This window comes from Vibrio sp. 947, assembly GCF_033339115.1.
Classification (GTDB): Bacteria; Pseudomonadota; Gammaproteobacteria; order Enterobacterales; family Vibrionaceae; genus Vibrio; species Vibrio alginolyticus.
Genome location: NZ_JAWOTX010000008.1, coordinates 223,222 through 249,382, shown reverse-complemented (window position 1 = coordinate 249,382; position 26,161 = coordinate 223,222). Strand labels below are relative to the sequence as shown.

Genomic DNA, 26,161 nt, shown 5'->3' with positions numbered 1-26,161 from the left:
CTTACTCAAGCAGAGTATCGAATGACCCAGCTAGTGCTCTAGCGGATCTGTAAGATATTCTGTTGTAGTTGGTTGTGTACTTCGAGCGAACGTGAGTTTGCTTGGAAGTTACGCTGAGCAGAGATCAGGTCCACCAACTCCTGCGTCATATCAATGTTTGACTGTTCCAGCATACCGTTATTGATGGTGCCGAAAGAGCCTTTATTTGATTCACCCCAGATCTTGTCACCAGAGAACTGCGTTGAATCCCATTGAGTACCGCCTTTCTTATCCAGACCTTGCTCGTTTGGAACACGTACGAGAGCAACACGACCCAATGTAACGTTTTCACCGTTTGAGTAAGTTCCCAATACGCTGCCGTTTTCATCGAAGTCAACTTTGGTTAGGAAGCCCGTTGTTGCACCGTCTTCGTCAAACTTAGTCAGTTCGAACGGAGCCGCAAACTGTGTTGCTGAGCCTAAGCCGAAGTTAAGCGTCTGCGCAGGATCGGCACCATTCATATCGACTGGTGTCGTGTTCGTCGCCGGATCACCCAGAGCCACAGAAGTGATTGGCTGACCATTGTTCAAGCTCGCCAACGTACCATCGTTGTTGAACTTCATGGTATGCCCCACATGACCTGTTGGCGTTTGCGCATCACCAGCCGCAACATTTAAAGGCTTTTCACCTTCTTTATCTGTCACGGTGTAGTAAGTGTTCCATGTATTTGGCTGAGTCTGATCTTTCAAGTAATACGTCGTTAGCTTGTAAGACTGACCCATCGAGTCATAAATTGTCGAAGAGGTTGAACGGTTGTATGTATCTGGGTCTGAAAAATCAAACTGCGTTGGATCTTTCAAATCGCCGTTCGCTGGCAAGTTCACACCCACTTCAATGTTTGCTGTTTGTTTTGGCTTACCAAATTCAGCAGGAATATTGATGGGTTGTGGCTCGTATGAAGAAACCTCACCAGAGCTTGGGTCCACTTGGTAACCTAACAAGAACTCGTCGTTCGCGGTCACCATGTAGTTTTCTTTATTTAAGTGAAATGCACCATTACGTGTCAGTTCATTCTGTTGTGGAGTTAGACGCTCTTTCGCTACAGCGAAAAAACCTGTCCCCGAAACACGCAAATCCATTGGGTTGTTGGTGTAAATGCTAGAGCCTTCATGGAACTGCTGTGCCACTTGGCTTGCTTGCGCACCACCACCCGGTGTGGTTTTTGCGTTAGTAAATAAAGAGTTAGAGTAAACATCAGCAAACTCAGCACGGGACTCTTTAAAGCCGTACGTGTTGGCGTTCGCAATGTTGTTACTGGTGGTGTTCAAATCCAGTTGGGCGGCGGACAAACCGCTTAAAGATACATATGACATTCCAAAATCTCCTAATCTAGCGAGCTATGACTACGCTTTGCCGACTTCCAATACTTCTGCAAGTCGAACTGGCGATTCAAAACCAGCCAGATTGAGTAATACGTTTCCGTCACCTTTGCCAAGCAATACGCTGTTTACGTTGGCATACGTCGATACTGGGAACTCTTGCGACTCCCCCTCAACTAAGCCAGACGCTTTCACTTTGTATTTGCCAGCTGGCAGTGGATTTCCGCTTTCATCTTTACCGTCCCAAAGCACACGCGTGTCGCCGGCTGGTTTCGCCCCTACCTCAAAGGTACGAACCAGTTGGCCAGCTTCATCCTCTACACGAACAAACAAATTATCGATAGATTGTGAAAGCTTAACCATTGCCGCCATTGGTGCGTCGTCCTGCTTCACACCTGCTGCTCCTGGGACCAATACGTCACGCCCTACCAAAGAGGAAGCTTGTAACGCTTGATTTGATGTCATTGACGAATTCAAACTCTCAAACTGAGTGTTCATCTTGCCAATGCCATCAACGGTCGCAAATGAAGCCATTTGCGCAATCATCTGGTCATTACTTACCGGCTTAAAAGGGTCTTGCTGAGACAGTTGCTTCGTGAGCAATGATAAGAAGTCTTCCTGTTTTAGGTCCTGCTTACCCGTGCTCTCTTCCGCTTTCTTGTTACTCTCTTGTAGACTTTTAAGCTGGTCGATATAGGACAAGCCGCTTTGACCAACGTTGTTAATTCCGGCCATACGCTACCCCCTTATCCTTATTGACCCATCTGCAGCGTACGCAGCAGCATTTGTTTACTAGAATCAGCGACTTGTACATTAGTCTGATATGCACGAGAAGCTGAAATCATGTTTGCCATTTCTTCCATTACATTGACGTTAGGCTTGTAGATGTAGCCTTCTTCGTTTGCAAGGGGATGGTCTGGGTTGTACTCCGCACTCAGCGGTTTATCACTTTCTACAATACCCATCACTTTCACTGGCACCGTATCACCGCCACGCATGGCGTTACTTAACTCTGCACCAAACACGGCATGACGCGCTTTGTAAGTGTCTTTCGCAGAGCTGCTGACACTGTCGGCGTTCGCCAAGTTGCTTGAGGTAGTATTCAGACGAACGGATTCAGCGCTCATTGCGGAACCTGTCACATTGAAAACGTTAAATAAGCTCATCTAAATTATTCCCCTTTGATTGCTTTGGTTAAGTTCTTGAATTTGCTGCCTAGAAAGTCGAGTGATGCTTGGTGTCTGATTTGGTTTTGCATAAACAAGTTACGCTCTAAATCCAAGTCTACCGTGTTGCCATCTCCCGTATCTGGTTGCGTAGGAAGACGATATAACTTGTCCCCAACCAACGTTGTAGTGGCAGGAATATGCCGACCATCTGTGCGACTAAGACCAATGCTTGCCCCAGATGTTGCCGCTTGCAATTCCTTCGCAAAGTCTAAACCTCTTGCTTTGTAACCAGGCGTGTTTGCTTGTGCGATGTTGGTGGAAATCACCTCTGCATTGCGCTCACGTACGCCCACCGTGTGCTGGTGGATGCCTAGTGCATTGTCAAAAGATATAGCCATGTTTGCCTCTACAATTAAGAACTGACCGTGATTGATAACCAAAAAGCAATTAGCATGCCAAAACCTAAAGCATTACACCAACCTAGTGGTTACCGTGAATTGAAATAGCAATAAGTGAGCCAAAGTAACTGGAATGTCATGTCGTATCACTTTGCTCACTTAATAAAGATACACCGTGTTGAGGGCACAAGGCAAAAACGCGCTTCAACTAATTGAGTGATACATGAAGCGCTCGGCGCAGAAAGGTAACAAACAAAAAAGCCTGACACGAAGTCAGGCTTTTCTATCAATGAAGAGATACCGCTATTTAAGCTTGTAAATGATGCCCGGATTACAGCGCACCATTTCAAATTTATCAGTCAGACCAGTTAGCGACTCTGATGCCCCTAACAGCAAGTAACCACCAGGGTTTAAACTGCTCGCCATTTGGTTAAGCACTTTAGATTTCATTTCTGGAGAAAAGTAAATCAATACGTTACGACAGAAAATGATGTCGAACTTACCCATCAGTGCGTAACTGTCCATCAGGTTTTGTGGACGAAAGTTCACCAAACGCTTGACGTTATCTTTGACTTTCATGCGACCACCGTCCGCATTTTCAAAGAAGGTGCGACGACGTTCTGGTGAAAGCCCGCGACCCAAAGCCAAGTTGTCGTACACCCCTGCACGACACATCTCGAGCATACTTGCCGAAATATCTGTGGCTGTAATGGACACGTTTGGTAACAAGCCCGGCTTGCGCTGTTGCGTTTCCAGGATCGTCATTGCAATAGAATACGGTTCTTGGCCCGATGAACTGGCAGCAGACCAGATCTTAATTGGGCGCTTGCTTGCCGCTACTTCTGGCAATAATTTGTCAGCTAAAACCGTGAACGGATAAGTATCTCGAAACCACAAGGTTTCGTTAGTCGTCATCGCATCCACAGCGGCGACTCGTAATTCTCGATTACGCCCTGTAACAACATCACGTAGCAAATCTGATAACGATGCGAGCTTAAACTTCGTCACTAAAGGACTCAGTCGGCTACGCACGAGGTATTGCTTGCTATCACCTAACACGATGCCACATTGCGATTCTAGAAAACGGCTAAAGTCACGATACTCTTGATCACTGATTGTAATAGCAGTCATTAATGTCTCTTTTATTGTGTTAATGCAGATTTAACCGCGTTACCCAACTCATCTGGGTTAAATTTCGCAATGAAGGTGTTGGCACCTACACGCTCAACCATAGCTTGGTTGAATACACCACTTAATGAAGAATGGAGGATAACATAAAGGTCTTTCAAATCGGCATGTCTGCGAATTTCAGCCGTTAAGGTATAGCCGTCCATTTCTGGCATTTCAATATCGGAAATAACCAACGAAATTTGATCGTAGATATTGCCTTCTTGAGCCATTTCAATCAACTTATTGTACGCTTCTTTGCCGTCTTTGACAGATACGACCTCAAAACCGATGGATGTAATCGCACGCTCTACCTGTTTACGCGCGACCGTCGAGTCATCAGCAATCAGTATGCGGCGTACAATAGGCTTTTCTTGTTCTGCTTGTGCGATTTCTTCGCCAATAGCGGAATCCATCGTTTCATCAACTGGCGCAATTTCTGCCAGGATTTTTTCAACGTCAAGGATTTCAACCAGCTCATTGTCAATGTTTGTAACGGCAGTCAAGTAGTGCGCTTTACCTGCGCCGTCTGGCGGTGGCAAAATCGCTTCCCAATGCATATTGATAATACGCTCAACCGATGATACCAAAAATGCTTGGATCGTACGGTTAAATTCTGCAATAACAACAAAACATTTATCTAAATCAGTGGTTGGGCGGCCACCAATTGCCAGGCTCAAATCAATAACGGACACGGTATGGCCGCGGATATGAGCGATACCTTTAACCAGAGGGTGTAGATTTGGCATTGAAGTCAGCTTAGGGCACTGTAGTACTTCTTTCACTTTGAATACGTTAATGCCGTAGCGCTGTCGGCCCATCAGTCGAAAGGTCAATAATTCCAATCGGTTCTGACCGACGAGTTGCGTACGCTGATTCACCGAGTCAAGAATCCCCGTCATATGCTCATCTCCATCTCAAACTTTTTGTTTTTAAATGATACTCTACCACTGGCAAGCACGATACCAGGGAGACAGTATGGCGTATTTCACTTTCACTTCGACACCATTGACTATGACAATATGTAGAGCGCTAATTACAAAGTACGCTAAGTCTATCGGCATTTTGCTCAGTATGTTTAGCTTTTTTGTTCATTCAGCTTCAGATAATCAGATCGAGCAAATAAAAACAGCAGCAGAACAACATATTCTTGCTACGGTCGATCAGCCTGATGGTGGCGAGCTATCTGTTAATGCGGCAGAGATCGACTCGAGAATAAAAGCAACGGATTGCCCTGTTCCGTTAGATACATCTGCCTCTTCCACCAGCAGCACGAGAAGTAACATCAATGTGTTAGTGGAATGCCAACCGGATGACTGGAAAGTCTATGTCCCTGTGAGGATCTCGGTATCAGTACCAATGATCGTCGCTACACGAACACTAGGGAGAGGAGAAATCGTCAGCGCATCGGATGTTACCACTTCCATGATCGAGCTACAGCGCTTTCGTAAAGATGGATTTTCTAGCTACGATCAAGTGGTTGGGGCAAAGCTAAAGCGTAATGTTCGCTTAGGCGATGTCGTAGAGAGAAATGATGTTTGTGTGGTATGCCGAAATGAAAAGGTCATTATCAAAGCGGTGAATTCTGGCATGACGATCACAACGCAAGGCACAGCATTGCAGGATGGTTCAGCTGGCGATCAAGTAAGAGTGAAAAATGATAAGTCGCAACGTATAATAGAAGGCATAGTGACTGACATTGCGGAAATCACTGTTAATTTTTAATACCCACTGGTAGCGTGTTTAAACTGATCAATAAAAATGCAAAAAATGACTAAAGTTATTTTTGCGCTGGTCGATAGTCTGGATACCAGTATTACGATACAAGGCAAAGGTTAAACATGGCAGGTATAGATAATATACGTTCAGGGCAAATGATGACGACAACAAGTCGCGCACCTGCACGTAACGATTCCAATGCTACCAGCACGACAGAATCAAAAAAGGCGCCAGCGCAACAAGACGCAGTATCACTCAGCCAGCAAAGTAAAGCCGTCAGTAAACTCCAGAAGGATATGGCAGCTTCTCCGGCATATGACAGCGCCAAAGTTGCAGCAATCAAAGAAGCTATCACAAACGGTTCATACAAAGTCGATCCTGAAAAATTGGCTGACAACATGATTAAGTTTGAAAACGAATTGCAAGGCAAAAGCTAACTGACTTAGGCCGAAGGTAAGTATTTTATGGCAGCATTAGTCGATCTCGTTAATTTCCAGCTAGAAAATGCTAAGGCACTTTCCGCTGTTTTACGCCAAGAAACACAAGCAATAACGGCGCGTGTCTCTACCGAGATTGAGAACATTGCCAAACAGAAGATGACGCTCATTGATCAGCTCAGAACAACTGATCAGCGAATCGCCTCTCACCCGCACGTCAATCAACTTACTGAAGATGAGCACCTAAGTCAGGTTGTTGCTCAAATCCAATCGATCGTCCTCGACTGTCAACAAGTTAACCAAGTAAATGGCGAATCGCTTAGTCGCGCACAGCTGAGCTTCAATAAACTCAACAACATGCTCCAGCGAACTCATGGCAAAGTTGGCATGACCTACAATGCGGGCGGAAAAACCCACACCATCTCGACGCTTGGCACCAATATAAAAGCTTAAACGTCACTCCTACCCTCAATTCCCGCGCTCACGTAGATATAAAAAAGCGACTCATTGTTACCAATCAGCCGCTCAAAAAGATTATCTGTCTAGTGAAATGGTTTAAAACAAAGTTTGCTGACGCTTCTCAGGCACTTGCTGAACTTCTCCATAATCACGTAGCTTATCCATCTTACGGATATCCAGACGCAGCTCAGTCACATAACTGTCTTCAACAAGATAACTACGCACAACTTCTGCACCACGAATTACACCATCGACGGCACCAGTGGTGCTTTCAATACCCAAACGCTGGTCTTGCAGCTCTGCACGTCCACTAACACGCATGCCATAAACTTGCTCTGCTAGCTCACGATAAGCATCAATTTTTGATGCGCGCATTGCACGTACACGCTTTTCTTCTACTGTGCGGCCTGTTTGCTCACTGACGCTGGCGTAGCCCACCGCCACTAAGATTTCATCTTGACGCATCTGTTGTAATGGCTGACACCCAACCAATATCAGTGTGGCAACAATAAATAATAACTTCTTCATGCTTCTATCCTATGGACGGAGAATCACAGTGTACGGCTGACGAATGGTAGGGTCAGAACGAATCAACACACCATCTTGTGTGCGGATGCTATTTAACGTATCTAAGTCACGCCCAATACGGTCAGCCGGAAGGAAACCTTGCGCTGTCGCTACAACTACACGGCTTTGCATGCCAACCACGCGTGCATTGACAAGCACTCCCCCCTCTTGGCGCAGCATCGTTCCGGTCAATACATACTGAATTTGCTGCTCTTGAGCTAAATCTTGCCAATCACGACTTAAAGCAAAATCGCCCTGTTGCGTCACTTGAATAGAGCCCGTAGTTTTGAAATCAACCACTTTAAACCCTCGGCGCTGAAACTGATGGATAAAACCTTCAGAGACCGAGTTACCTAACCAGTTTGTTGCATCCATATTTTGTAGATCAACAAACGAGGTAATCGCAATCGGTGTCCGCGCTGATACTGCCACATTAGAAACCATCAGGTCTTCTGTCATGCTCTCAATGAAAAAGTCCATCGTATGACGCGGACTATCCATCAGCATGAACTGGCTTCCCGAGTAAGGTTCTTTACCATTGTAAATCGGTGAGTACGCGCACGATGTCAGAAGCGTCATCATCGATGCAGCGACAAGCCACTTTTTCATGGTTTGATTCTCCAGATAATCTTAGGTGATACCGTTCTTTATTAATTCCTTTCCAAGAAAGTGAATATTGGAACAGTCTTTGCTTTTCTTTGTTTGCCTAACGAAGAAAAACCCACCAAACTTCACTGAATTTGTTAAAGCAATATTTATACCCGAACGGTTGTAACCAATGAAAAAAATATTAAACAGTCTGTTTTCAATCACTTTAGTGATGCTTGTGCCTTTTAAGGTAATGGCATCTTGGTATGAAGTCACAGGCGTTGCCACCATCGTTTCTTCAGAAGAGACGGCAAGGCTCCATGCGTTGGAAGACGCGCTGTTCAAAGCCGTCAATTTTTCGGGCGCAGATATTGGCAGTATTAGCAACTTGATGCCGCTATTAGAAGAAAGTCGCAACGAATACCAGTTTACCAATCATGAAGTCCGTTACATTTTGGTGGAGTCTGAACGCAAACGTCGCGGTAAAGTCGAGGTAAAAATCCGCGTTGATATTTATCCATCGGCAACGGGTTGCCACACCGATCAATACAAAAAGACAATGCTGGTCGGCAATATTGAGGTCGCATCACCACAACAAGCAGTGATGGGACAAATTTATCAAGTTGGTGACGATTTTAGCCACGTAGTGAACCGTCAACTTGATCAAACCTCACGCAGCTTTGTGTCTGTTGGTACAACGGACTACTCAATAAGCAGCAACTATCCTGCTCGCACTCAAATGATCGCGCAAGACAATGGCGCACAATACATCATTGGAGGGGTCATTACCGATCTCACTGCAACGGTCGAATCTCAACTATTGCAAGATGACATCATCAATCGTCAGTTTGCGTTAGAAATGAAAGTATTTGATGGTAAAACTGGCCATGAAATCTTCAACAAAGCCTACCGTGAGGTCGCGCGTTGGCCATTTGCTAAGACGAGTCAAGTGGACACTCGTAGTGCACGTTTTTGGGCATCGACCTATGGTGAGATGATGCTTCGCGTTAGTCGCAATATTATGTTGGATCTGGAGTCGGAGCTATCTTGCAAAATTACACTGCCAGAGGTTGTGGCAGTCTTCGGTAATACCGTAACGATGGATCTCGGCCGTATGCACGGCGTAAAAGAGGGAGACAAATTGCAGCTTTGGCACACCGCGTCGTTTATCGACCAAAATGGATTGCCAAGAAACAAAGTCTCGCAAAGCGAAATTACATTAACGGTATCACGCATATACGAACACGAAGCGGAACTGACGATTGATCAGCCAAATTTAGCATCTAGCGTTCAAATTGGCGACGTAATGAACAAGATCCTATAAAAGCAAACATTAAGTCTTGAGATATGCTCACTTTTGAATATCATAGGCAGCGCATCTTATTTGATTATACCAATGACCGTAGCGAATCGTTCAACGTGATGCTGATACAGATCTGGTAGATTGCTAGATTTGAACTCAGTAAAACAGTGCAATGAACTGCAACTATTGGTATTACGCCCCCATGGCACAGCTGGATAGCGCAGTCCCCTCCTAAGGGACAGGTCGTAGGTTCGAATCCTACTGGGGGCGCCATATCATAGCCTTAGCTCCCACTTGAGCTAAGGCTTTTTTGTATCTTCAATTTCAAGCCTCGCACTGCTCCCCCTAGTACACCGTGTTAGATAATCTTCCCAGTAATCAATATGATCGGATCGGGTGTTTCGGTTACGGGATAAACCCTTCTACTGATCTGACTTCTTCCCCTTGAAATCATTTCAACAAGCCCTATTTACAGTTTTGTATTTTATTACTTTAATTATCTATGAGTTTTGCTTACCCTTTTAGCTATTAATAAAATTATTAGTTAGCACTATGTCTAAGAGCAATTTAATAACTAACACTGGACACCGCTTTATTTCTAAAGGCAAGACAGCCTTTAAGATACATATCCATACCCCCGAGGATACGGTACTACACCGCTCGGTAGGATTTGTTCGTATTGGAGAAAAGAAAGGCTTACAAAAAGCCATTAAGCTGAGAAACGAGTTAGGCCGGCAAATGTGGGGCAAATTCTGGCGACGTCTTTTGAAAGACCCTTACCTAATGACTAGGCTTCCACATAGCGTTGAGCCTAAAATCGTTCACAAGCCTAACCCTACTCTTGAAAACCCTGACAACCGAGATACGTGTTACATCGCCAAGTGGCGAGAGTTCAATGATGACGGTGAGTATAAATATAAAACGGTGGTTCGCTCTATTAGTAAGTACGGCAAACTTGCCGCCTACATGCAAACCAAAAAAGCGTTGTTAGAAGCACATAAAGATAACTTGGAGATCCTGACATTTATGGGGCGTTTAAACAGCATTGATCTTAAGTAATACCTGGCCACTTTGAACATTTCAGTCAGTTTTTTGAAGAGAAATAAAAAGCCCCAAAGAGCGAACTCTTTGGGGCTTTCAGCTTCAGTCTTCTATACTACGGTCGAATAGGAGCTTATTGCTGAACTTGGTATTCAAATTCTGGAACAACGACTTCTACGCGACGGTTTTGTTGACGACCTTCACGAGTGTCGTTTGAAGCGATTGGGTTGTTTTCACCTTCGCCACGAGCTTGGATACGTGATGAATCAATACCTTTTTCAACGAGTGCGTTAGCAACAGACTCAGCACGTTTTTCAGAAACTTTTAGGTTGTAAGCTGCTGGACCAGACGTATCTGTGTAACCTACAACTTCAACGTTCGCTTGTGGGTGCTCGTTTAGGAAAGCAACTAGGTTATCAAGTTTTGCAGCGCTCTCTGGTTTTAGAGTTGTGCTGTTTAGATCGAAGCTACCTGTACCAATTGTTTGAGTTTCGAATGTTTTCGTAACTACAACTGGCTCTTCTACCACTTCTTCTACAACCACTTCTTCTACAACAACTGGCTCTTCTACGATTACTGGCTCATCGTTGCCGCCGAATTTGAAAGAAACACCTAGTGTTGCAGTGTTACCTGTCGCACGAGTTACATCGTTGCTGATGTCAGTCAGTGTTTGGTATTCCGCACGAGCTGTTACGTTTTGGCTTAGGTTGAATTCAAGACCAGCCGCGCCTAGGTAAGAGTAATCATCTTTGCCATCAAACATTACGTAAGCGCCACCCACTTTACCGTAAAGTGCGATGTCTTCAGTGATTGGTAGGCTAAATTTAGGAGCAAGAGTGATTGCTTCTACGTGGCCACCGAAAGAAGTTTGGTTAAAATCACCGATGTTGTCGAAACCCGCTTCTACTGCGAAGTATTTATTCATTTCGTAACCAACAAAAGCGCCAAGAGTAGAATCGTCTTTGTCACAAGCCTGGCCCGCTACACACGCGTCTTCCATCCATGACTTACCCATCTTACCACCAACGTATACTTCTGCTTGTGCTGCTGAAGCCATAAGTAGAGACGCTGAAATTACCGCTGCTAATTTTTTCATTATTGATTCCTCTAAAGAAGTTCTTTTGTTAGATGCCGAAATGCGCCGTCTGACTGACGTTGTATTTCAATTCTTTTTATTCATTCCTTGAGTGAGATACTTAGTCAGCTTCTTTTTATGCACATGCATTTTTTTTATGGAAGCAACTTACGTATATTTCCTGTTCAGTGATACATATCGCCATCTCGGTATCGCTGACGGGATGAACTATAACGCTAAGAAATCGCGAGAAAAATCCCAATTCTGTCAATTTATTGTCATCAAAAATCTCGACAACATGTGATCTTAAGCAAAAAAATCCCCACGCAATCACCACGCAAACGTTTGCTTTGTTTTTTGAAACAAAATAGCTAAAGCAAAGGTTTTTCTTAAAAATGAGACAAACAAAATGGAACTTTAAGGAACATGGATAAAAATCAATCAGATATTTGATATATAATCGCTCGTTTTTTATTCATGCCAACGATATTTGGATTAAAAAATCTTATCCATATTGAGGTAAATTACAGGTGAAACCATCTCTTCATTCACCAATATGAGAGAAAGTTTCTCGTTATCTAAGTTGAAGATACAAAAAAGCCGCGGTTGCTCACCGCGGCTTTGTGACTATTTATTCAAAAGAACGTTCAGTTCAAAGCAATTATGCGTTTGCTTCACGCTCAGCAATGAACTCAAGCGCCATCTTAATGCGAGCAATACAACGCTCTTTTCCAACCAGCTCCATTACTGCATCGACAGAAGGAGACTGACCCCCGCCTGTTACAGCAACACGTAATGGCATACCGATTTTGCCCATGCCGATTTCCAACTCTTCACATACTGCTGCGATAACGCCATCTTTGATGTTCGCTGTCGTCCACTCAGTTAGTGCTTCCACTTTCGCTAATGCAAGTTCTAGAGGCTCTTTAGCCACGCCACGTAGGTGTTTCTTCGCTGCGCCCGCTTCAAACTCAGAGAAATCTTCATAGAAGTAACGGATTTGCTCAGCTAGCTCAACTAGTGTGTTGCAACGCTCACCCACTAGCTTGATCACGTCAGTGATAGCAGGACCATTCGTTACGTCTAGTTTTTGTTGATCTAGATGCCATTGTAGATGCTCAGCAACGTACGCAGGATCTGAGTTCTTGATGTAGTGGTTGTTCAACCATTGCAGTTTGTCAGTGTTAAAAGCAGACGCTGACTTAGATACTGCGTTTAGGCTAAATAGATTGATCATCTCTTCTTGAGAGAAGATTTCTTGGTCCCCATGAGACCAACCAAGGCGCACTAGGTAGTTGTTTAGTGCCGCAGGCAGGTAGCCCATATCGCGGTATTGCATGACTGATACAGCGCCGTGACGTTTAGACAGTTTCGCGCCGTCATCACCCAGGATCATTGCACAGTGTGCAAATGTAGGTACTGGCGCACCTAGTGCTTCGTAGATGTTGATTTGACGAGGCGTGTTGTTGATGTGGTCTTCGCCACGAACAACGTGAGTGATACCCATGTCCCAGTCATCCACTACTACACAGAAGTTGTAAGTAGGTGAACCGTCAGTACGACGAATGATTAGGTCATCCATTTGATCGTTGCGGATTTCAATGCGACCACGGATTTGATCATCAAATACTACGCTACCTTCTTTCGGGTTACGGAAACGGATAACACATGGATCGCCATCTTTTGCCGCTTCGTTTGCTGCTTTGATTTTTGGATGGTTAGCATCGTAGCGAGGCATTTCTTTATTTGCTTCTTGCTCTGCACGGATTTCATCTAGCAGCTCTTTGGACGCGTAACATTTGTAAGCTTTGTCTTCAGCAAGAAGCTTATCAACCATTTCGTTGTAACGGTCAAAACGTTGAGTTTGGTAGTAAGGACCTTCATCCCACTCCAAGCCTAGCCATTCCATGCCTTCAAGAATTGCATCAACCGCTTCCTGAGAGTTACGCTCAAGGTCTGTATCTTCGATACGTAGAACGAATTCACCACCTTGGTTTTTAGCGTATAGCCAAGAGTAAAGTGCAGTACGCGCACCACCAACGTGTAGATAGCCAGTTGGGCTAGGAGCAAAACGAGTTTTAACCGTCATTTGAGTTCCTTAGGGGTAATGAGCAACGAGAGATCTCTCGTTGTAATGTCAAGGATAAAAGTGGCGACATTTTACCACCGTAAGTCAATTCTACAATCGGTTTGACACCAGAAATAAAAACAGGGCAGAACCAAAAAGGCACAGCCCTGCTATTTACTGTTAAAGCACGAGACGAAATTACTTCAGGTTACGCATTGCCCATTGCATAAATTCTTGCTGCTCTTCACGGCTCAATTCATTAAACGATGCTTTGATTGTTTTGGTTTCCGCTGGAGAAGACGCAATGCTTGCCTTAGTCGATTCTTTATTCATTGCGTTATTATAGTCGGCAACTTCTCGTTCGTAATCACGAAAACCTTGCAAACCACCTTTACGAAGTTGAACCATAGAGAATGCCACTTCTTTTCCGTTTTTGTCTTTCAATACCACTTTAGGATCGAGTTCGAAGGCTCTCGCCTCTTCAATAGTACGGAATGTTTGATAAGCCAGAGAAAGCTCGGTGTCTTTTTCTGCATCAAACTCTAATACCAGCGGCTGCGAATCGAATTTACGGCGCTTTCCATCTTCAAATACGATTTGTCCAACCGTTACCGCTAATTGGTTTTCCCCATCCTTTAACTCGATGCTGTTGTTCTTGGATATCCACTCAGGGTAGACGAACTCGCCGTTGAGAACGCGAGGAACTAATTCAGATTGCAGAGTGAGTTGAGCAGCAAAAGCTGGCGCCGAAAGCATTGCGCAAAGTCCGAGAAGTGTCGTTGTTTTTTTCATCATGGTTTCTCACTTTATACCAATTTAGATAAGCCTCTAAAATTTACAGGCCAGTCATTTCAAAGGCTTATTTGAATAAGTATCAAGATAAAAAGGGCGTTTCCGCCCTTTTAGCTGCTTCTTTAGTTAGAAGTAGTATTCAACACCTACAGAGAACTCGTCGTAGTCAGCAGACTTCCAACGTGCTTCTGTTGGTTTATCTAATTGAGACGCACCGTCGCCAAAGTCTAGAGTACGAGCACGTACGTACAGCACTGCCGATGGGTCTACGAAATACATAACTTGTGCTGATAACACATCGTCCGCTGTATCGTTAATTTTCTTACCATCACGCTCTAGATCAAAGTTAGCGGCGTAAGCCAGTTTGTATTGCCAATCACCCGTGGTGTACATGATAGCGGCAGACATTGCATCTTGCTTTTCACTCACACCATTGCTTGCGTCCGCCTCCATGTATTTGTATTGCGCGAAGAAAGAGATTCCGTTATCAAACCAGCCTTGTGCCCCTACCAAGTACGTGTTGTTTTCCCACGTTTGGCTTTCCATCTTGATATTACGGTTACCTTCATATGCCGCATCTAACTGGATAGGACCAATTTTGTAGTGTGCTGCGATACCACCCCAGTAGTCATCCCCTTCACCTAGACCTGCTTTATCACCTGCACCAGCTGCGATATCTAGGGAGAATTTGTCAGCAAACATTGGAGAGTCCCAGCGGATAGTGTTTGATTGACGGTCTTGGTACTTGGCGCCTCCAATAGCACCACCCCAGTCGTATACATCGCCGAGACCAGGGTTAGATGCTGGCCAGTCAACCAATTCGTACATAGGTGTCAAAACGCGACCCAGACGAATTTGACCCCAAGATGCACTTTCAAAACCGACGAATGTGTCACGTTCACCAAGACCTGCGCCCTCGCCACCAAAGCTAGGGTCTACATAACCGCCTTCGATTTGCCAAATAAAAGTAGGGTCGAAGTTAGCAAATTGTTTTTTACCACGGAAACCAATACGAGATTCGTTGTTTAGCTGCATGCCACCCAAATCATCGTCCGTTGCTTTGCTGCCAGAATCGTAATCGCGGTACGCGGCCTGCATCGCGATGATTCCGTAAACTTCATAAGAAAATGAATCTTTGGTTAGAAACTCTTTTGCTGCGTCACTGTTTGCACCATCAGCAAATGCAGCACCACTGAACATCATGCCGGTAATTGCCGTGGCAAGTAGGCTTTTCTTTAGGTAAGACATTATAAACCCCTATATTTTTAGTTTTTTCCATTTTCAAATTCACTAACTAGGACATGGTAGGAGCTTGAAACAGTGTTTGGACGGGGCAAATATGACAAACTTTTTTCGCACTAAAAAACTTTCGCTACAGCAATCTGAGCGACTTCAAAATGAGAAGATCAAAAATAAAATAAATCAATAAAAAACAATTGGTTAACATCAGATATAAAAAATAAAAAACGTTAAAAGTACGTTTTGACACTGAACTGACATTGAGAGTATCTAAAAAACGTGAGCGACTTCATTCATCTTTTAGGTGTTTTAACGGAACTTTATATTCAAAGAGAAAAAACCTTGAGATCACTCGCAAGTAAAATGACCGTGCACTTGTGGGATTCGAGAGATTTTGACGAAATTGTTGTGAGTAGCAAATGGGTATTGACCTTACCCTTGCAGGAAGGTTTAAGCTCATAGCATCACTACTATTGAGGTGCAGATTATGTATCAGTTAGTTATACCTTTATCAGGGCTCAACTGCATGGGCTGTGCGAGAAAAGTTGAGAAGGCTTTACATGCAAATCACGATGTGGAGATCCTCAATTTGTCCCCGACGCAAGTAGAGGTCAAAACCGAGTCTTCTCTTAAAGAGCTCGTCTCGTCGATTGAATCTCTTGGTTACCAAGCAGGAAATCACTACGAACTAAACCTTTCAGGCTTAAGCTGTGGCGGCTGCGTCAAAAAACTTTCATCTTTATTAGAATCTAATCAAGACGTTATTTCTTTTGAGGCTTCAACAACGCACTTAGAGATTCGTACCCTCCTCTCCGAGCAACAAGTGATCGACTTAATAGCAACACTCGGCTATACCGCCAACCTTGATTCTGTCGAAGTAGAGAACGAAAGCTCACCAGAGACCGAACAGGTAGAAAAGCAAAGCAATATTAAAGATACGCAGGTGCCACCAGCGAGTATTCAATTGCAAATGCTGATTCAAGGCATGACGTGTGCGAGTTGCGTCTCTTCAGTAGAGAAAGCACTTACTAACGTAGAAGGCGTTGAGAAAGCACAGGTCAACCTCGCAGAACAAAGCGCACTAGTATTCGCAAGCCAAGACTCTGATGACCTCCTTAACGCAATTGTTGAATCGGTAAAACAAGCCGGTTACCAAGCAGAGATCCTACAAGACGCCGCAACCCAGCAAGAAAAGCAAGCGCAGCAACAACGTCAGCAACAAAAACGCTTTAAACTGGATGCTATTGCTGGCCTTGTCGTCGGTGCCCCCTTAATGATTTGGGGCGTTGCTGGCGGCAATATGATGATTCGCAACACCAACGACCAATTAGCTTGGGGCGCGATCGGTATCGTATGTTTACTCCTTCTTGCCACAGCAGGGAAACACTTCTTCAGTAACGCTTGGTTAGCAGCTACTCACAAGCGCGCCACCATGGACACGTTAGTCGCGCTCGGTACTGGCGCAGCGTGGTTCTATTCGATGCTTGTGGTGATTTTCCCAGACTGGTTCCCTCTTGCTTCACGCCACGTGTACTTTGAAGCGAGTGCAATGATCATCGGCTTAATTTCTCTTGGGCACTATATTGAAGCAAAAGCCAAAGCAAACACAACACGTTCCTTACAAGCTCTGATTAACCTGCAACCTCAGCAAGCTACGGTAATCACGGAACAAGGCGACCAACAAATCGCGGTTGAGCAAATCACGCTAGGCATGAAACTGCGTATCAAACCAGGCGAGAAAGTGCCTGTTGATGGTGTTGTGATTCAAGGTGAATCATACATTGATGAGTCGATGCTCACTGGTGAACCAGTACCAGTATTAAAAGCGCAAGAGGCTCAAGTGTCTGCTGGGACATTAAATACCGATGGTGGATTAGTCATTGAGGCAACGGGCATTGGCGCAAATACCATGCTGGCTCGTATCATCCGCATGGTGCGCACAGCGCAAAGCAGTAAGCCAGCCATCGCGAAACTGGCAGACCAGATTTCATCGGTGTTTGTCCCTGTCGTTGTTGGCATAGCAATACTGGCCGCGCTCGTTTGGTTTGCCGTTGGTCCAGAGCCAAAAGCGAGTTATATGCTGGTGGTCACCACAACCGTCCTGATCATCGCCTGCCCTTGCGCTCTAGGCTTAGCAACCCCACTTTCTGTCACGGTGGGAGTGGGTAAAGCCGCAGAGCTCGGCATTCTGATCAAAGACGCCGACGCCCTTCAATTGGCAAGCAAAGTCGACACGGTTGTATTCGACAAAACTGGCACGCTTACCCAAGGTAAACCTAGCGTTCAGCAAGTGTTTACTCACGCCACCAGCCAAGAAGATCTATTGGCTTTAGCGTATGCGGCAGAGCGTCAGTCTGAGCACCCACTGGCAAAAGCGGTATGTGATTACGCCAAACGACACGACGCAAAGGATGTCTCATTAGACAAGTTTGAGAACGTTCGCGGGCGCGGCATTTGGGCGACGTATCAAGATAAACCGCTGCTCATTGGTTCGCTTCAATTTATGCAAGCAGAGAACGTCGAGACCAGCGCACTAAAACCCGCCATCGATGAATGCGCAAAAAATGCGTGGACTCCGGTAGCTGTGGCATTGAACGGCGAACTGATCGGTCTGATCGCCATTGCCGACCCGATCAAATCAGATGCGAAGCAAGCGCTCTCTGCATTAAAATCGCAAGGCATCAAAACGGTAATGCTGACGGGCGATAACCAACACGTTGCCAATGCTATCGGCCAAGAACTTGGTATTGATGAAGTGATTGCCCAAGTAATGCCAGATGAGAAAGCTCAGCACATTGAGCAACTTCAATCTCAAGGACATGTCGTGGCAATGGTGGGGGATGGCATTAACGACGCCCCTGCTCTCGCGTTATCCAACCTAGGTATTGCCATGGGTAGCGGCAGTGATGTCGCCATTGAAAGTTCGCAAATGACCATCCTGAACACGTCACCAATGGCGGTAGTACATGCGATTGAACTCTCTCGCGCTACACTTAAGAACATGAAGCAAAACCTATTTGGTGCCTTTGTTTACAACTCGTTGGGTATTCCAGTTGCCGCTGGTGTGCTTTACCCAGCGTTTGGATTTTTGCTCAGTCCTGTTGTCGCAGGAGCGGCAATGGCACTGTCTTCAATTACTGTCGTTAGTAATGCAAATCGACTACGACTGTTTTCAGTAAAATAACCACTTCTTTTTGAGGGTATTATGAAGTTGAAACTATTGACCTTTGCAATGCTTGCGACCGTGTCCGCCAACGTATTGGCAGCCGATGTCATTAACCATAAATCGCCATACTGTGGCTGTTGTGGAGAATGGACAAAACACATGGAAGAGAACGGCTTTACGGTCGAAGAAAAATTGCACGATGACATGAACGCCATCAAACGCGATCTAGGCATCAAGAATGAACAGCTTTACTCTTGCCACACGGCAGAGATCAACGGCTATCTGTTTGAAGGTCACATTCCAGCCGAAGACATTAAAGCGTTTTTGAAAAATCCACCACGTAACGCAAAAGGCCTATCAGTACCAAGCATGCCAATGGGCTCCCCTGGTATGGAATATGGCGACAAAAAAGACAGCTACACCGTTTACGCCTTTAACGAAAAAGGCCAAGTGTTCGAATATAGCCACCACGAAGGCAACGACCAATAAAAACAAAGCCCAGCGAGATAAACCGCTGGGCTTTTTCTTAATGGACAGTTAAGACAAATATAAAATTAGAAGCCGTAAGAGGCACCAAATACAAAAGCGTTATTCACTAGGCTGTCACCACTCGCGTTTTCTGCACCGTGTGCTTGACTACGGAACTCAAAGTAAGGTTGAACACCTTTACGAGTCCACGTTGCACGAAGCTCGTGGTCCATGGTTTCCGCTTCAATCATGTAGACGTTGTTGTAGCTTAGCGTCACATCCTCATTCATCACGTAACCGATGCGGTTGTCCATGCGGTAATCTGTATCCGCATCTGCGTCTGTCGCATCAATGTGCGCACGAGTACGGTTACTTAAGGAGATGCCGTTATCGAAGTTGTAACCGATCTTAACCAATGGACGGTACTGTACATTCTCGCCAGCAGAGAACAGGTGTTGGTAACCCGCGGCAACCCATAAATGATCGGTAATATTAAATGACTGCTCACCACCCACAGTGATTGCTGGTGTTGTGTTACCTGCGCCACCGTTTTCTGTTTCCAGTTTACCCAACTGAATACCATCAAATTCGGTGTAAACCGTAAAGCCGCCGAATTGGTTATCAAAAGTATGACCAGCTTCCAGTGTAGACGTAACGTCCGAACCATGAATTCGACCATCATCGTGGAATTGAACATTACCTGTTACGTAAGAAGAACCAGCAAAAGCGCTAGAAGCGAAAGCGAGAGAAAGAGCACTCAGTGCAAAAATGTTTTTCATAATTACTGCCTTTATTTATTCACGTTATGCGATAGTTTTAGAGGGCATCTCTTCCCTTTTATCGCAAACTTTGGAATGTGCCTCCTTGGCGTTCGCAATATTGTTTTAATTAATTCGCGATGGAAAATAAAACATTTAAAAAGTGATCTTGTTCAAACCGAAGCTCAACAACCCTGATAAAAACATGGAAAATACAGGCACTTATCGTATTTTTATAAAATTATTCAAAAAATAGAAGTGTGATCGTAAACAGATAATTTATTGATATTTAGCAGATTAAGTCGATCAAGTTCACAATAACCTTGACCATTACAACCAAAAACTTATTTATCAATGAAAAATAATTAGACATCGATCACGCTTAATTTCCTCAAAAAATAAAGAAAGCCCCAACATGATGTTGAGGCTTTGCCAAAAAATTAACTTACAAGAATCGAGTTATTTCACGCTGGTCACTCGACTTGCTTTCTCACCGCTTGCTGACACAGAACGGATAAACACTTCACCTTTCACATTTGGACGAGCATTATCTACGTAAGTTAGCCAGTTCTTGCCGTCTAGAGAGTATTGAAGCTTCACACCCGGGAACTGAACGTTCATTGCCAGTTTACCCTCTTCAACTTTCGCGCCTGGTACAGGTAGGCGGTAGTCGATACCCGCTTTTTCTAGCTTAGCCAGTTCGCGTTGGCCAAGTACGTTCGCAAAGCGGTTGTAGTCTTGGTTTAGCGCAGCTTTGTTTACTAGGTTAGAGTTTTGCGAGTATTCAACACCCACTTTGTAGTCGTTTTCCCAATCAGCACGGTGCCATGCACGTTCAGCGGCTGCCAGTACGCGAGGGAATACCATGTACTCGTATTGCTCGTCGTTACGTACTGTCTCAGACCACAGCTGTGCTGATAGACCATAGAAAGGTTTCGCTTTGATTTCACCTTTACCAGTGAAGCCGTTACCATCGCGGTCTACAGAGGTTTCTGCGTTCTGAGGCATGTTCTCTGGTGCAAAACCAAACATCTTACGAGTATCTGTTGCACGCGTCGCCCAGTAGTAACCACGCTCTTTCGGGTCAACTTCGTACGGCATGTCCATGTATACGTAGTCTGGGTTAGAAACGATAACGTCGTAACCTTTCTTAGACCATTCGTACACTGATGATGTGCCACCCCAGTAAAGAACGTCCCAGAAGTTAACACGTGTGTTTTCTGTTGCGAACGCTTTCTCACCTTCACTGTACTTAAGGCCATCTTGCCAAGCTTGGAAGTTTGGAATGCCTTTCTCTGCCACCATCTTCGACACTTCTTCTGCAAAGTGGCTTGGTAGATGAGCAAAATCGCTTACCGTACCGTCTGCAATTAGCGTCTGACATTGTGGTGACTGTGCGAATGGCTTGTCTTGCTTAGACAAATCAATGTTACCCTTCCAGCTTACTTTGTCTTCTGCGTTGATGTCTTGCAGACCAGCGCCTAGCTTGATGTTCTTCGCTTCGTCACCACCAAAGTGCCATGTTGTTAGCGGTGTACCCGCTTCTTGGTGCATTGCTGCTACTTCTGAAATCACTTTATCAACAAAGCGAGTTGAAGATTCCATACATGGGTTGATGAAGCTTTGCTTGTTGTAGAACTGAACCGTCGTTACGTTCGATGTATCTTGAGGATCCATCAGGCGGTACTCGTTCGCTTCGGCTTCTTTACCTTCTTCCATTAGACGGTCGTAACGTGCTTCCATTGATACCACTGCTGCACGAGCGTGTGCTGGCATATCGATTTCAGGAATCACTTCGATGTTACGCGCTTTCGCGTACTTCAAGATGTCCACGTAGTCTGCTTTGCTGAAGAAGCCAGAACCAAAGTTGTCTGTCGTTGCACCTGAGCCAAGCTGAGGCAGTAAACAGCTTTTCTCTTCCAAATCGAAACAACGGTTAGCACCCACTTCAGTCAGCTCAGGCAGACCCGGGATTTCTAAACGCCAGCCTTCATCATCCGTTAGGTGAAGGTGTAGTTTGTTCATCTTGTACGCGGCCATTTGGTCAAGCGTTGCAAGGATTGCGTCTTTAGAGTGGAAGTTACGAGCCACGTCCACCATCACACCACGGTAATCAAAACGCGGCGCATCTTTAATAGACAGTTGTGGTAGAGAATCAGCATTTTGGCTATCTACCAGGCCAAAGATAGATTGTACTGCGTAGAAAGCACCTGCTTGGTCAAACGCTTTAATCGCAATACCGTCGCCTTTGATGCTCATTTCGTAAGCACCAGATTTTGCCAATTCACCGGTGAAGTCTGCAGGAACAACAGTGATGCTTACAGGAAGATCACCACGAACATCCACACCTACCACTTCTGCACGATCTTGGATTACCGCGTATTGAGTTGCATCGAAAGCGGCTTTAGGCAGCGCAATACCCGCCGCGATATCTACCGTACCGTTACCTGCTTCAACAGACAGTGGCGTTGGTAGTAACGTGGTTGATACGTCTTGTTTTACTAGGTCTTCGTTCTTCTCGAAACGAGACACAGCGTTTGCAAATACGTTGTTGTCATCTGGCGTACGTTTTAGGTTGTTCCCCTCAAGGCCAGTCACGAAAGATGCAACGTCTTCTGTGTTAAGAGAAGCGATCATCTTAGGCTCTGCATTTGGTGCAGCAACGAACGCGCCTGGCATGAAGTCAGTTTCAAATAGCTGCCAGTATTCAGCAACAAGAGGAAGCACAACCTCTTCACCCGCAGCAAAACCATCAAACTTATCTGTTGGTTCTAGTTTGTGTAGATCACCCGTTACGCGAGAGATTTTAAACTGTTCGTTTTCAACATCCAGAATCAAACGAATGCTATGGAAGTAAATAGCCCAATCTTTTGAGTCAACCGCTTCACCTTGGTTAACCAGCGTCATGTTTACCTTGTTACAAGACGCCCACTCAGCCCCTAAGTCCTGACAAGCAAGACCTTCGTTTGCACCGTGGTTAGTCAACACTTGGTATTGAATATCAAGATTATTAGCCAACGAATTTACAACTTGTTGTTCAGAGCTTTGCAGCGCAGAGCAACCTGCTAATGTAGTGATAACAGAAATAGCAATCAGACTAGGTTTAAACATCTTACTTCCCCAAAAAAGTCAGTGGTTCAAAACGACAATGATAAAAATCTCGGCCCCTCAAATGCGAGGTACCTAACCGTTACATTCAACATACAACCTGTTATTTCTAAGCGTAAAATAAATAGAAATAGGAAGTGATCCAGCTCAAAAAATGACACTCAGCAAAAACAATAAAAACCTAATTTTCATAGAGTTACAATACACGTCAAAATCGAACAACTTGTTTTGACGAGTTTGCTGCGATCTAGGTCACTTATATTCATGAGTTACGACTGATTTTGTAAGATTTGGATCACGCCTAATTATTTTGTGAACCATTAGTAAGCGAATTACCTATTTACCTTTCGTGAAGTGACTCTCATTTATTCGTCGTCAAAACTCGTCAATATTTTTAGAAATGACGATTTTGTCGAATACCCCACTGGAGAAATTGCACTTAACCTCACGCTATTTTGCGTATAAAGTTTAAAGGTATCTTATCTGAGGACCATTCTATGTTTCGTCTCTTGACGCTCATATCATCTCTACTTGTTACTTTGACTCCTTTTTCCTCTTATGCAGAGCCACAGCATTGGTTAGCGAAAAAAGGGGAAACCGAACTTATGATTATTGGCTCGGTACATGTGGGGGATAAAACGATGTACCCACTCCCTAGAACGGTCACCCAGCATTTAAGCCAAAGCGCAGGGTTGATTATTGAAGCAGACGTCAGGAATTCTGAAGGCTTGGTTTACCCACAAACAACCATTCTTTCTAAAGATGTTTTAGACAGAGCTCAACGTCGCCACTTAATTGAAATTGCCCAAGATTTAGGTTTGCCAGAAACTCAACTCCTAAATTCCCCACCTTGGATGGCGGCATTCACCATCCAACTCGCTTTAGTCAACAAACTGGGGTATGTCTCTGATAAAGGGGTAGACATGCACTTAATAGGACTCGCTGATAAAAAGCAAATCCCGGTCATTCCACTGGAGTCCGTGCAATTCCAAATCGATTTAATCGCAGGTCAATCAGAAGGCGGTAAAGAGATACTTCTCTCATCAATTGAAGAATATGATGGCGGAGAAGAGTTGGTTCAATGCTTGATAGAGAGTTGGAAGAGTGGTGATGGTAGCATGTTGGTCGAAGCCTCTTTGACCGATCATACAACAGAAGAGTTTAACCAAGCCTTTTTATACGAGCGTAATCGAGATTGGGCTAAAAAACTCGACACTGGCAGTGTTCTACCTCAGCAATCGGGTCGTTACACCGTTGTTGTTGGTGGCTTGCATTTAGTAGGTAAAGATAACCTGATTGAACTGCTTAAAAATCGGGGATTTAACATCAAACCACTGGGTAAGACGCGCCAAGCAAATTGTGATATCTAGTGATTGTTTGAAAAATGCCATTTAAATACAACCATTTAAAATTCATTCAAACTTTCTTATAAAACGCCGTTAAGCTAAGTGGATACAAAACAACTCATATGAAATTTAAATATTTATTCCTATACACGATTGGAATTATGCTCACTTCTTCGCTGTCTTATGCTAAACCGCCATGCAACGTAGAAGCTTTTCAAGCTATTGATATAACTCCGGAAGTAAAAGGCGGTGTTTTAGATAAAGAGAGTGGTCAATTTCTTATTACCGAAAAACCAATGATGCGTTGCGCGAACATCACGTTTTCAACAGCCCACACTCGAAATCGCGTTGCACATATGATGAACCAAGGCTTTGAAGCGGTTTACTATGATGGAAATACAAGCAAATCTCACTCAGTAACGTTTGATGAAGACGATTTAAAAGCGGGTTACGTCAAGATTGGGCCAAATCACCCAAAGACCGCTTATGTCTGTTTCACTACTTCTGAAACTCCTATCAATACTATCTCGTGTGACATCAAGTAATAAATTTACTCGCTCTAAAAAATGAAAAGGCCCTACATTTCTGTAGAGCCTTCCTCTCAATACGTGTCGGTGAAGAGCCATGTTCTAACTTCAAGCGAACCCCATTTGGTTCGATACTATTGAAGTCTAAAATTACTAGCACTAAAAACGACGAAAGCCTGCTCATTGAGCAGGCTTTCTAAAAGTGGTCGGTGAAGAGGGATTCGAACCCCCGACCCTCTGGTCCCAAACCAGATGCGCTACCAAGCTGCGCTATTCACCGAGATGTTTAACTGAGGAATTGTCCCCGTCAACGAGTGCGTATATTACGGATTCTGAACTGTGGCGCAAGTGCTTTTTACAAAAAAACCTTAGGTCTTAATTCGTTTGATGAATAACTGAACACTAGCACGTAAAATGTGACTGATAACTCACAACAAAATACAGTTTATTAACCTTAGCAACATAATTGATCCAGATCAGTGTGCAACAAGACACCGCCATTTAGTTTATTCCTGTCGGGAACATCTTGGAGGAAACGTATGGACTTTTGGCTTGATCTCCTATTTGGTAATGCAGTGGGTCTATCGTCAATGATAGTAATTTTTGGGGCAATTGGTCTGATGTTATTTTACGGCGGTTTCTTCATATACAAGATCATGAACGACAAATCTCCTCACTAGATCTCGCTTAGCTCTAGAAACGCTTTGCACCGGAGTCGGTTACTTGCCTACTCCGGTTTTTTATTTGATCTCAATGCACCACTCATTGATATAATCCTATTATTCTTCCCTGTTCTTAATGAGATTACTGCTATGTCTCACGACGACGATTTTGATCTATTTCAACAGATGATGGGCGATGTAAAGCCAATCACTCAAGACACCACCGAACACAAAAAAGTACACCAAGTAACAGAAGCACAGCTCGCAAAACGAGAAGCAGCAATCTGGTTAACGGAAGATGACCCAGAATACCTATCACTTGATCACGCTGAAATGCTCAAGCCAGAGGACTTTGTTGAGTTCAAACGTGATGGTGTACAGGACGGGGTTTACCGCAAACTTCGCCTTGGTAAGTATCCAATCCAAGCTCGCTTGGATTTGCACCGTAAAACATTGAAAGAAGCACGTGATGAAGTCGTGACGTTTTTAAAGCAATGCCTATCAATGGACATTAGAACGGTCGTTATCGTCCATGGTCGAGGAGAACGCTCAAATCCACCTGCAATGATGAAAAGCTTTGTTAGCAGTTGGCTACGACAAATAAAGGAAGTCCAATGCGTCCATAGTGCGCAACGCTTTCACGGTGGAACTGGAGCCGTTTACGTCCTACTTAGAAAAAGTGCGGAAAAGAAATTAGAAACCCGCGAACGTCACCAAAAACGGTTAGGCTAAATTTCACCCTAATG

At 44.5% G+C, this 26,161-nt stretch carries 25 protein-coding genes and 2 tRNA genes; 12 read left to right on the top strand and 15 right to left on the bottom strand.

All coding sequences use genetic code 11. The features are described from left to right. Positions 1-38: 38 nt before the first annotated feature. The 6 genes from flgE to R7Q39_RS13020 form a co-directional block, all read right to left on the bottom strand. The gene (gene flgE / locus R7Q39_RS13045) at positions 39-1,352 is read right to left on the bottom strand and encodes a flagellar hook protein FlgE (RefSeq protein ID WP_005382030.1); all 1,314 of its coding nucleotides are present in this window, start codon (positions 1,350-1,352) and stop codon (positions 39-41) included. 30 nt (positions 1,353-1,382) lie between these two features. Then, positions 1,383-2,093, bottom strand: a complete 711-nt coding sequence (gene flgD / locus R7Q39_RS13040; RefSeq protein WP_005382029.1) for a flagellar hook assembly protein FlgD — start codon at positions 2,091-2,093, stop codon at positions 1,383-1,385. Between the two features lie 17 nt (positions 2,094-2,110). Then, entirely contained in the window at positions 2,111-2,524 is a 414-nt protein-coding gene (gene flgC / locus R7Q39_RS13035; protein WP_005393132.1) for a flagellar basal body rod protein FlgC, read from the bottom strand. A 5-nt stretch (positions 2,525-2,529) separates the two neighbouring features. After that, the gene (flgB, locus tag R7Q39_RS13030) at positions 2,530-2,925 is read right to left on the bottom strand and encodes a flagellar basal body rod protein FlgB (RefSeq protein WP_005382026.1); all 396 of its coding nucleotides are present in this window, start codon (positions 2,923-2,925) and stop codon (positions 2,530-2,532) included. 303 nt (positions 2,926-3,228) lie between these two features. Further along, a complete protein-coding gene (locus tag R7Q39_RS13025; RefSeq protein ID WP_005382024.1) occupies positions 3,229-4,056 on the bottom strand; it encodes a CheR family methyltransferase in 828 nt (275 codons plus the stop codon). A gap of 11 nt (positions 4,057-4,067) precedes the next feature. Further along, positions 4,068-4,994, bottom strand: coding sequence for a chemotaxis protein CheV (locus R7Q39_RS13020; protein ID WP_005382022.1), 927 nt, complete (start codon positions 4,992-4,994; stop codon positions 4,068-4,070). 76 nt (positions 4,995-5,070) lie between these two features. Here R7Q39_RS13020 and flgA point away from each other — a divergent pair, with 76 nt between their 5' ends. The 3 genes from flgA to R7Q39_RS13005 all read left to right on the top strand — a co-directional run bounded on the left by flgA (position 5,071) and on the right by R7Q39_RS13005 (position 6,701). Continuing rightward, entirely contained in the window at positions 5,071-5,817 is a 747-nt protein-coding gene (gene flgA, locus R7Q39_RS13015) for a flagellar basal body P-ring formation chaperone FlgA (protein ID WP_005382020.1), read from the top strand. Between the two features lie 116 nt (positions 5,818-5,933). Then, positions 5,934-6,248, top strand: a complete 315-nt coding sequence (gene flgM / locus R7Q39_RS13010; protein ID WP_005382018.1) for a flagellar biosynthesis anti-sigma factor FlgM — start codon at positions 5,934-5,936, stop codon at positions 6,246-6,248. Positions 6,249-6,275: 27 nt separating this feature from the next. Continuing rightward, positions 6,276-6,701 (top strand): flagella synthesis protein FlgN, encoded by a 426-nt coding sequence (locus tag R7Q39_RS13005; protein WP_005382015.1) that lies wholly within the window; start codon positions 6,276-6,278, stop codon positions 6,699-6,701. 102 nt (positions 6,702-6,803) lie between these two features. Here R7Q39_RS13005 and flgP read toward each other — a convergent pair whose 3' ends face one another. Together flgP and R7Q39_RS12995 are read right to left on the bottom strand one after the other, a co-directional pair. Further along, on the bottom strand, positions 6,804-7,235 hold the full coding sequence (gene flgP, locus R7Q39_RS13000) for a flagellar assembly lipoprotein FlgP (RefSeq protein ID WP_005382014.1): 432 nt from the start codon (positions 7,233-7,235) through the stop codon (positions 6,804-6,806). A 9-nt stretch (positions 7,236-7,244) separates the two neighbouring features. Beyond that, the gene (locus R7Q39_RS12995) at positions 7,245-7,883 is read right to left on the bottom strand and encodes a FlgO family outer membrane protein (protein WP_005382013.1); all 639 of its coding nucleotides are present in this window, start codon (positions 7,881-7,883) and stop codon (positions 7,245-7,247) included. A gap of 169 nt (positions 7,884-8,052) precedes the next feature. Here R7Q39_RS12995 and R7Q39_RS12990 point away from each other — a divergent pair, with 169 nt between their 5' ends. The 3 genes from R7Q39_RS12990 to R7Q39_RS12980 all read left to right on the top strand — a co-directional run bounded on the left by R7Q39_RS12990 (position 8,053) and on the right by R7Q39_RS12980 (position 10,224). Next, positions 8,053-9,186, top strand: coding sequence for a flagellar assembly protein FlgT (locus tag R7Q39_RS12990; protein WP_005382012.1), 1,134 nt, complete (start codon positions 8,053-8,055; stop codon positions 9,184-9,186). A gap of 175 nt (positions 9,187-9,361) precedes the next feature. Beyond that, positions 9,362-9,438 (top strand) — tRNA-Arg (locus R7Q39_RS12985). Between the two features lie 279 nt (positions 9,439-9,717). Beyond that, the gene (locus R7Q39_RS12980) at positions 9,718-10,224 is read left to right on the top strand and encodes a hypothetical protein (RefSeq protein WP_005382011.1); all 507 of its coding nucleotides are present in this window, start codon (positions 9,718-9,720) and stop codon (positions 10,222-10,224) included. Between the two features lie 115 nt (positions 10,225-10,339). Here the strand turns inward: R7Q39_RS12980 and R7Q39_RS12975 are convergent, their stop codons facing one another. The 4 genes from R7Q39_RS12975 to chiP all read right to left on the bottom strand — a co-directional run bounded on the left by R7Q39_RS12975 (position 10,340) and on the right by chiP (position 15,389). Next, entirely contained in the window at positions 10,340-11,302 is a 963-nt protein-coding gene (locus tag R7Q39_RS12975; protein WP_005382010.1) for an OmpA family protein, read from the bottom strand. Between the two features lie 640 nt (positions 11,303-11,942). Beyond that, on the bottom strand, positions 11,943-13,370 hold the full coding sequence (gene gltX / locus R7Q39_RS12970) for a glutamate--tRNA ligase (RefSeq protein ID WP_005384075.1): 1,428 nt from the start codon (positions 13,368-13,370) through the stop codon (positions 11,943-11,945). A gap of 177 nt (positions 13,371-13,547) precedes the next feature. Beyond that, positions 13,548-14,144 carry a DUF2057 domain-containing protein gene (locus tag R7Q39_RS12965; RefSeq protein ID WP_031780870.1) on the bottom strand — a complete coding sequence of 199 codons (597 nt, stop codon included), beginning with the start codon at positions 14,142-14,144 and terminating at the stop codon, positions 13,548-13,550. Positions 14,145-14,267: 123 nt separating this feature from the next. Beyond that, positions 14,268-15,389 carry a chitoporin gene (gene chiP / locus R7Q39_RS12960; protein ID WP_005382007.1) on the bottom strand — a complete coding sequence of 374 codons (1,122 nt, stop codon included), beginning with the start codon at positions 15,387-15,389 and terminating at the stop codon, positions 14,268-14,270. A gap of 478 nt (positions 15,390-15,867) precedes the next feature. Between chiP and R7Q39_RS12955 the strand changes: the two genes are divergently transcribed. Together R7Q39_RS12955 and R7Q39_RS12950 are read left to right on the top strand one after the other, a co-directional pair. Continuing rightward, the gene (locus R7Q39_RS12955) at positions 15,868-18,564 is read left to right on the top strand and encodes a heavy metal translocating P-type ATPase (protein WP_213890057.1); all 2,697 of its coding nucleotides are present in this window, start codon (positions 15,868-15,870) and stop codon (positions 18,562-18,564) included. A gap of 21 nt (positions 18,565-18,585) precedes the next feature. Next, a complete protein-coding gene (locus tag R7Q39_RS12950; protein WP_318076363.1) occupies positions 18,586-19,035 on the top strand; it encodes a DUF411 domain-containing protein in 450 nt (149 codons plus the stop codon). A gap of 65 nt (positions 19,036-19,100) precedes the next feature. Here R7Q39_RS12950 and R7Q39_RS12945 read toward each other — a convergent pair whose 3' ends face one another. Next, the gene (locus R7Q39_RS12945) at positions 19,101-19,793 is read right to left on the bottom strand and encodes an oligogalacturonate-specific porin KdgM family protein (protein WP_005382004.1); all 693 of its coding nucleotides are present in this window, start codon (positions 19,791-19,793) and stop codon (positions 19,101-19,103) included. Between the two features lie 438 nt (positions 19,794-20,231). Beyond that, positions 20,232-22,883 carry a beta-N-acetylhexosaminidase gene (locus R7Q39_RS12940; protein ID WP_262602730.1) on the bottom strand — a complete coding sequence of 884 codons (2,652 nt, stop codon included), beginning with the start codon at positions 22,881-22,883 and terminating at the stop codon, positions 20,232-20,234. 494 nt (positions 22,884-23,377) lie between these two features. Here R7Q39_RS12940 and R7Q39_RS12935 point away from each other — a divergent pair, with 494 nt between their 5' ends. Both R7Q39_RS12935 and R7Q39_RS12930 read left to right on the top strand, forming a co-directional pair. Then, a complete protein-coding gene (locus R7Q39_RS12935; RefSeq protein ID WP_172563351.1) occupies positions 23,378-24,250 on the top strand; it encodes a TraB/GumN family protein in 873 nt (290 codons plus the stop codon). A 137-nt stretch (positions 24,251-24,387) separates the two neighbouring features. After that, positions 24,388-24,771: a hypothetical protein gene (locus R7Q39_RS12930; RefSeq protein ID WP_005384085.1), complete on the top strand. Its 384-nt coding sequence runs from the start codon at positions 24,388-24,390 to the stop codon at positions 24,769-24,771. A gap of 185 nt (positions 24,772-24,956) precedes the next feature. Here the strand turns inward: R7Q39_RS12930 and R7Q39_RS12925 are convergent. Beyond that, a tRNA-Pro gene (locus tag R7Q39_RS12925) sits at positions 24,957-25,033 on the bottom strand. A 259-nt stretch (positions 25,034-25,292) separates the two neighbouring features. On the opposite strand from R7Q39_RS12925, the gene R7Q39_RS12920 reads away from it, so the two are divergent. Together R7Q39_RS12920 and smrA are read left to right on the top strand one after the other, a co-directional pair. Next, positions 25,293-25,433 (top strand): DUF3149 domain-containing protein, encoded by a 141-nt coding sequence (locus tag R7Q39_RS12920; protein WP_005382236.1) that lies wholly within the window; start codon positions 25,293-25,295, stop codon positions 25,431-25,433. Between the two features lie 132 nt (positions 25,434-25,565). Next, complete coding sequence (gene smrA, locus R7Q39_RS12915) at positions 25,566-26,147, top strand: DNA endonuclease SmrA (protein ID WP_005382233.1); 582 nt, start codon at positions 25,566-25,568, stop codon at positions 26,145-26,147. The last annotated feature ends 14 nt before the right edge of the window (positions 26,148-26,161 follow it).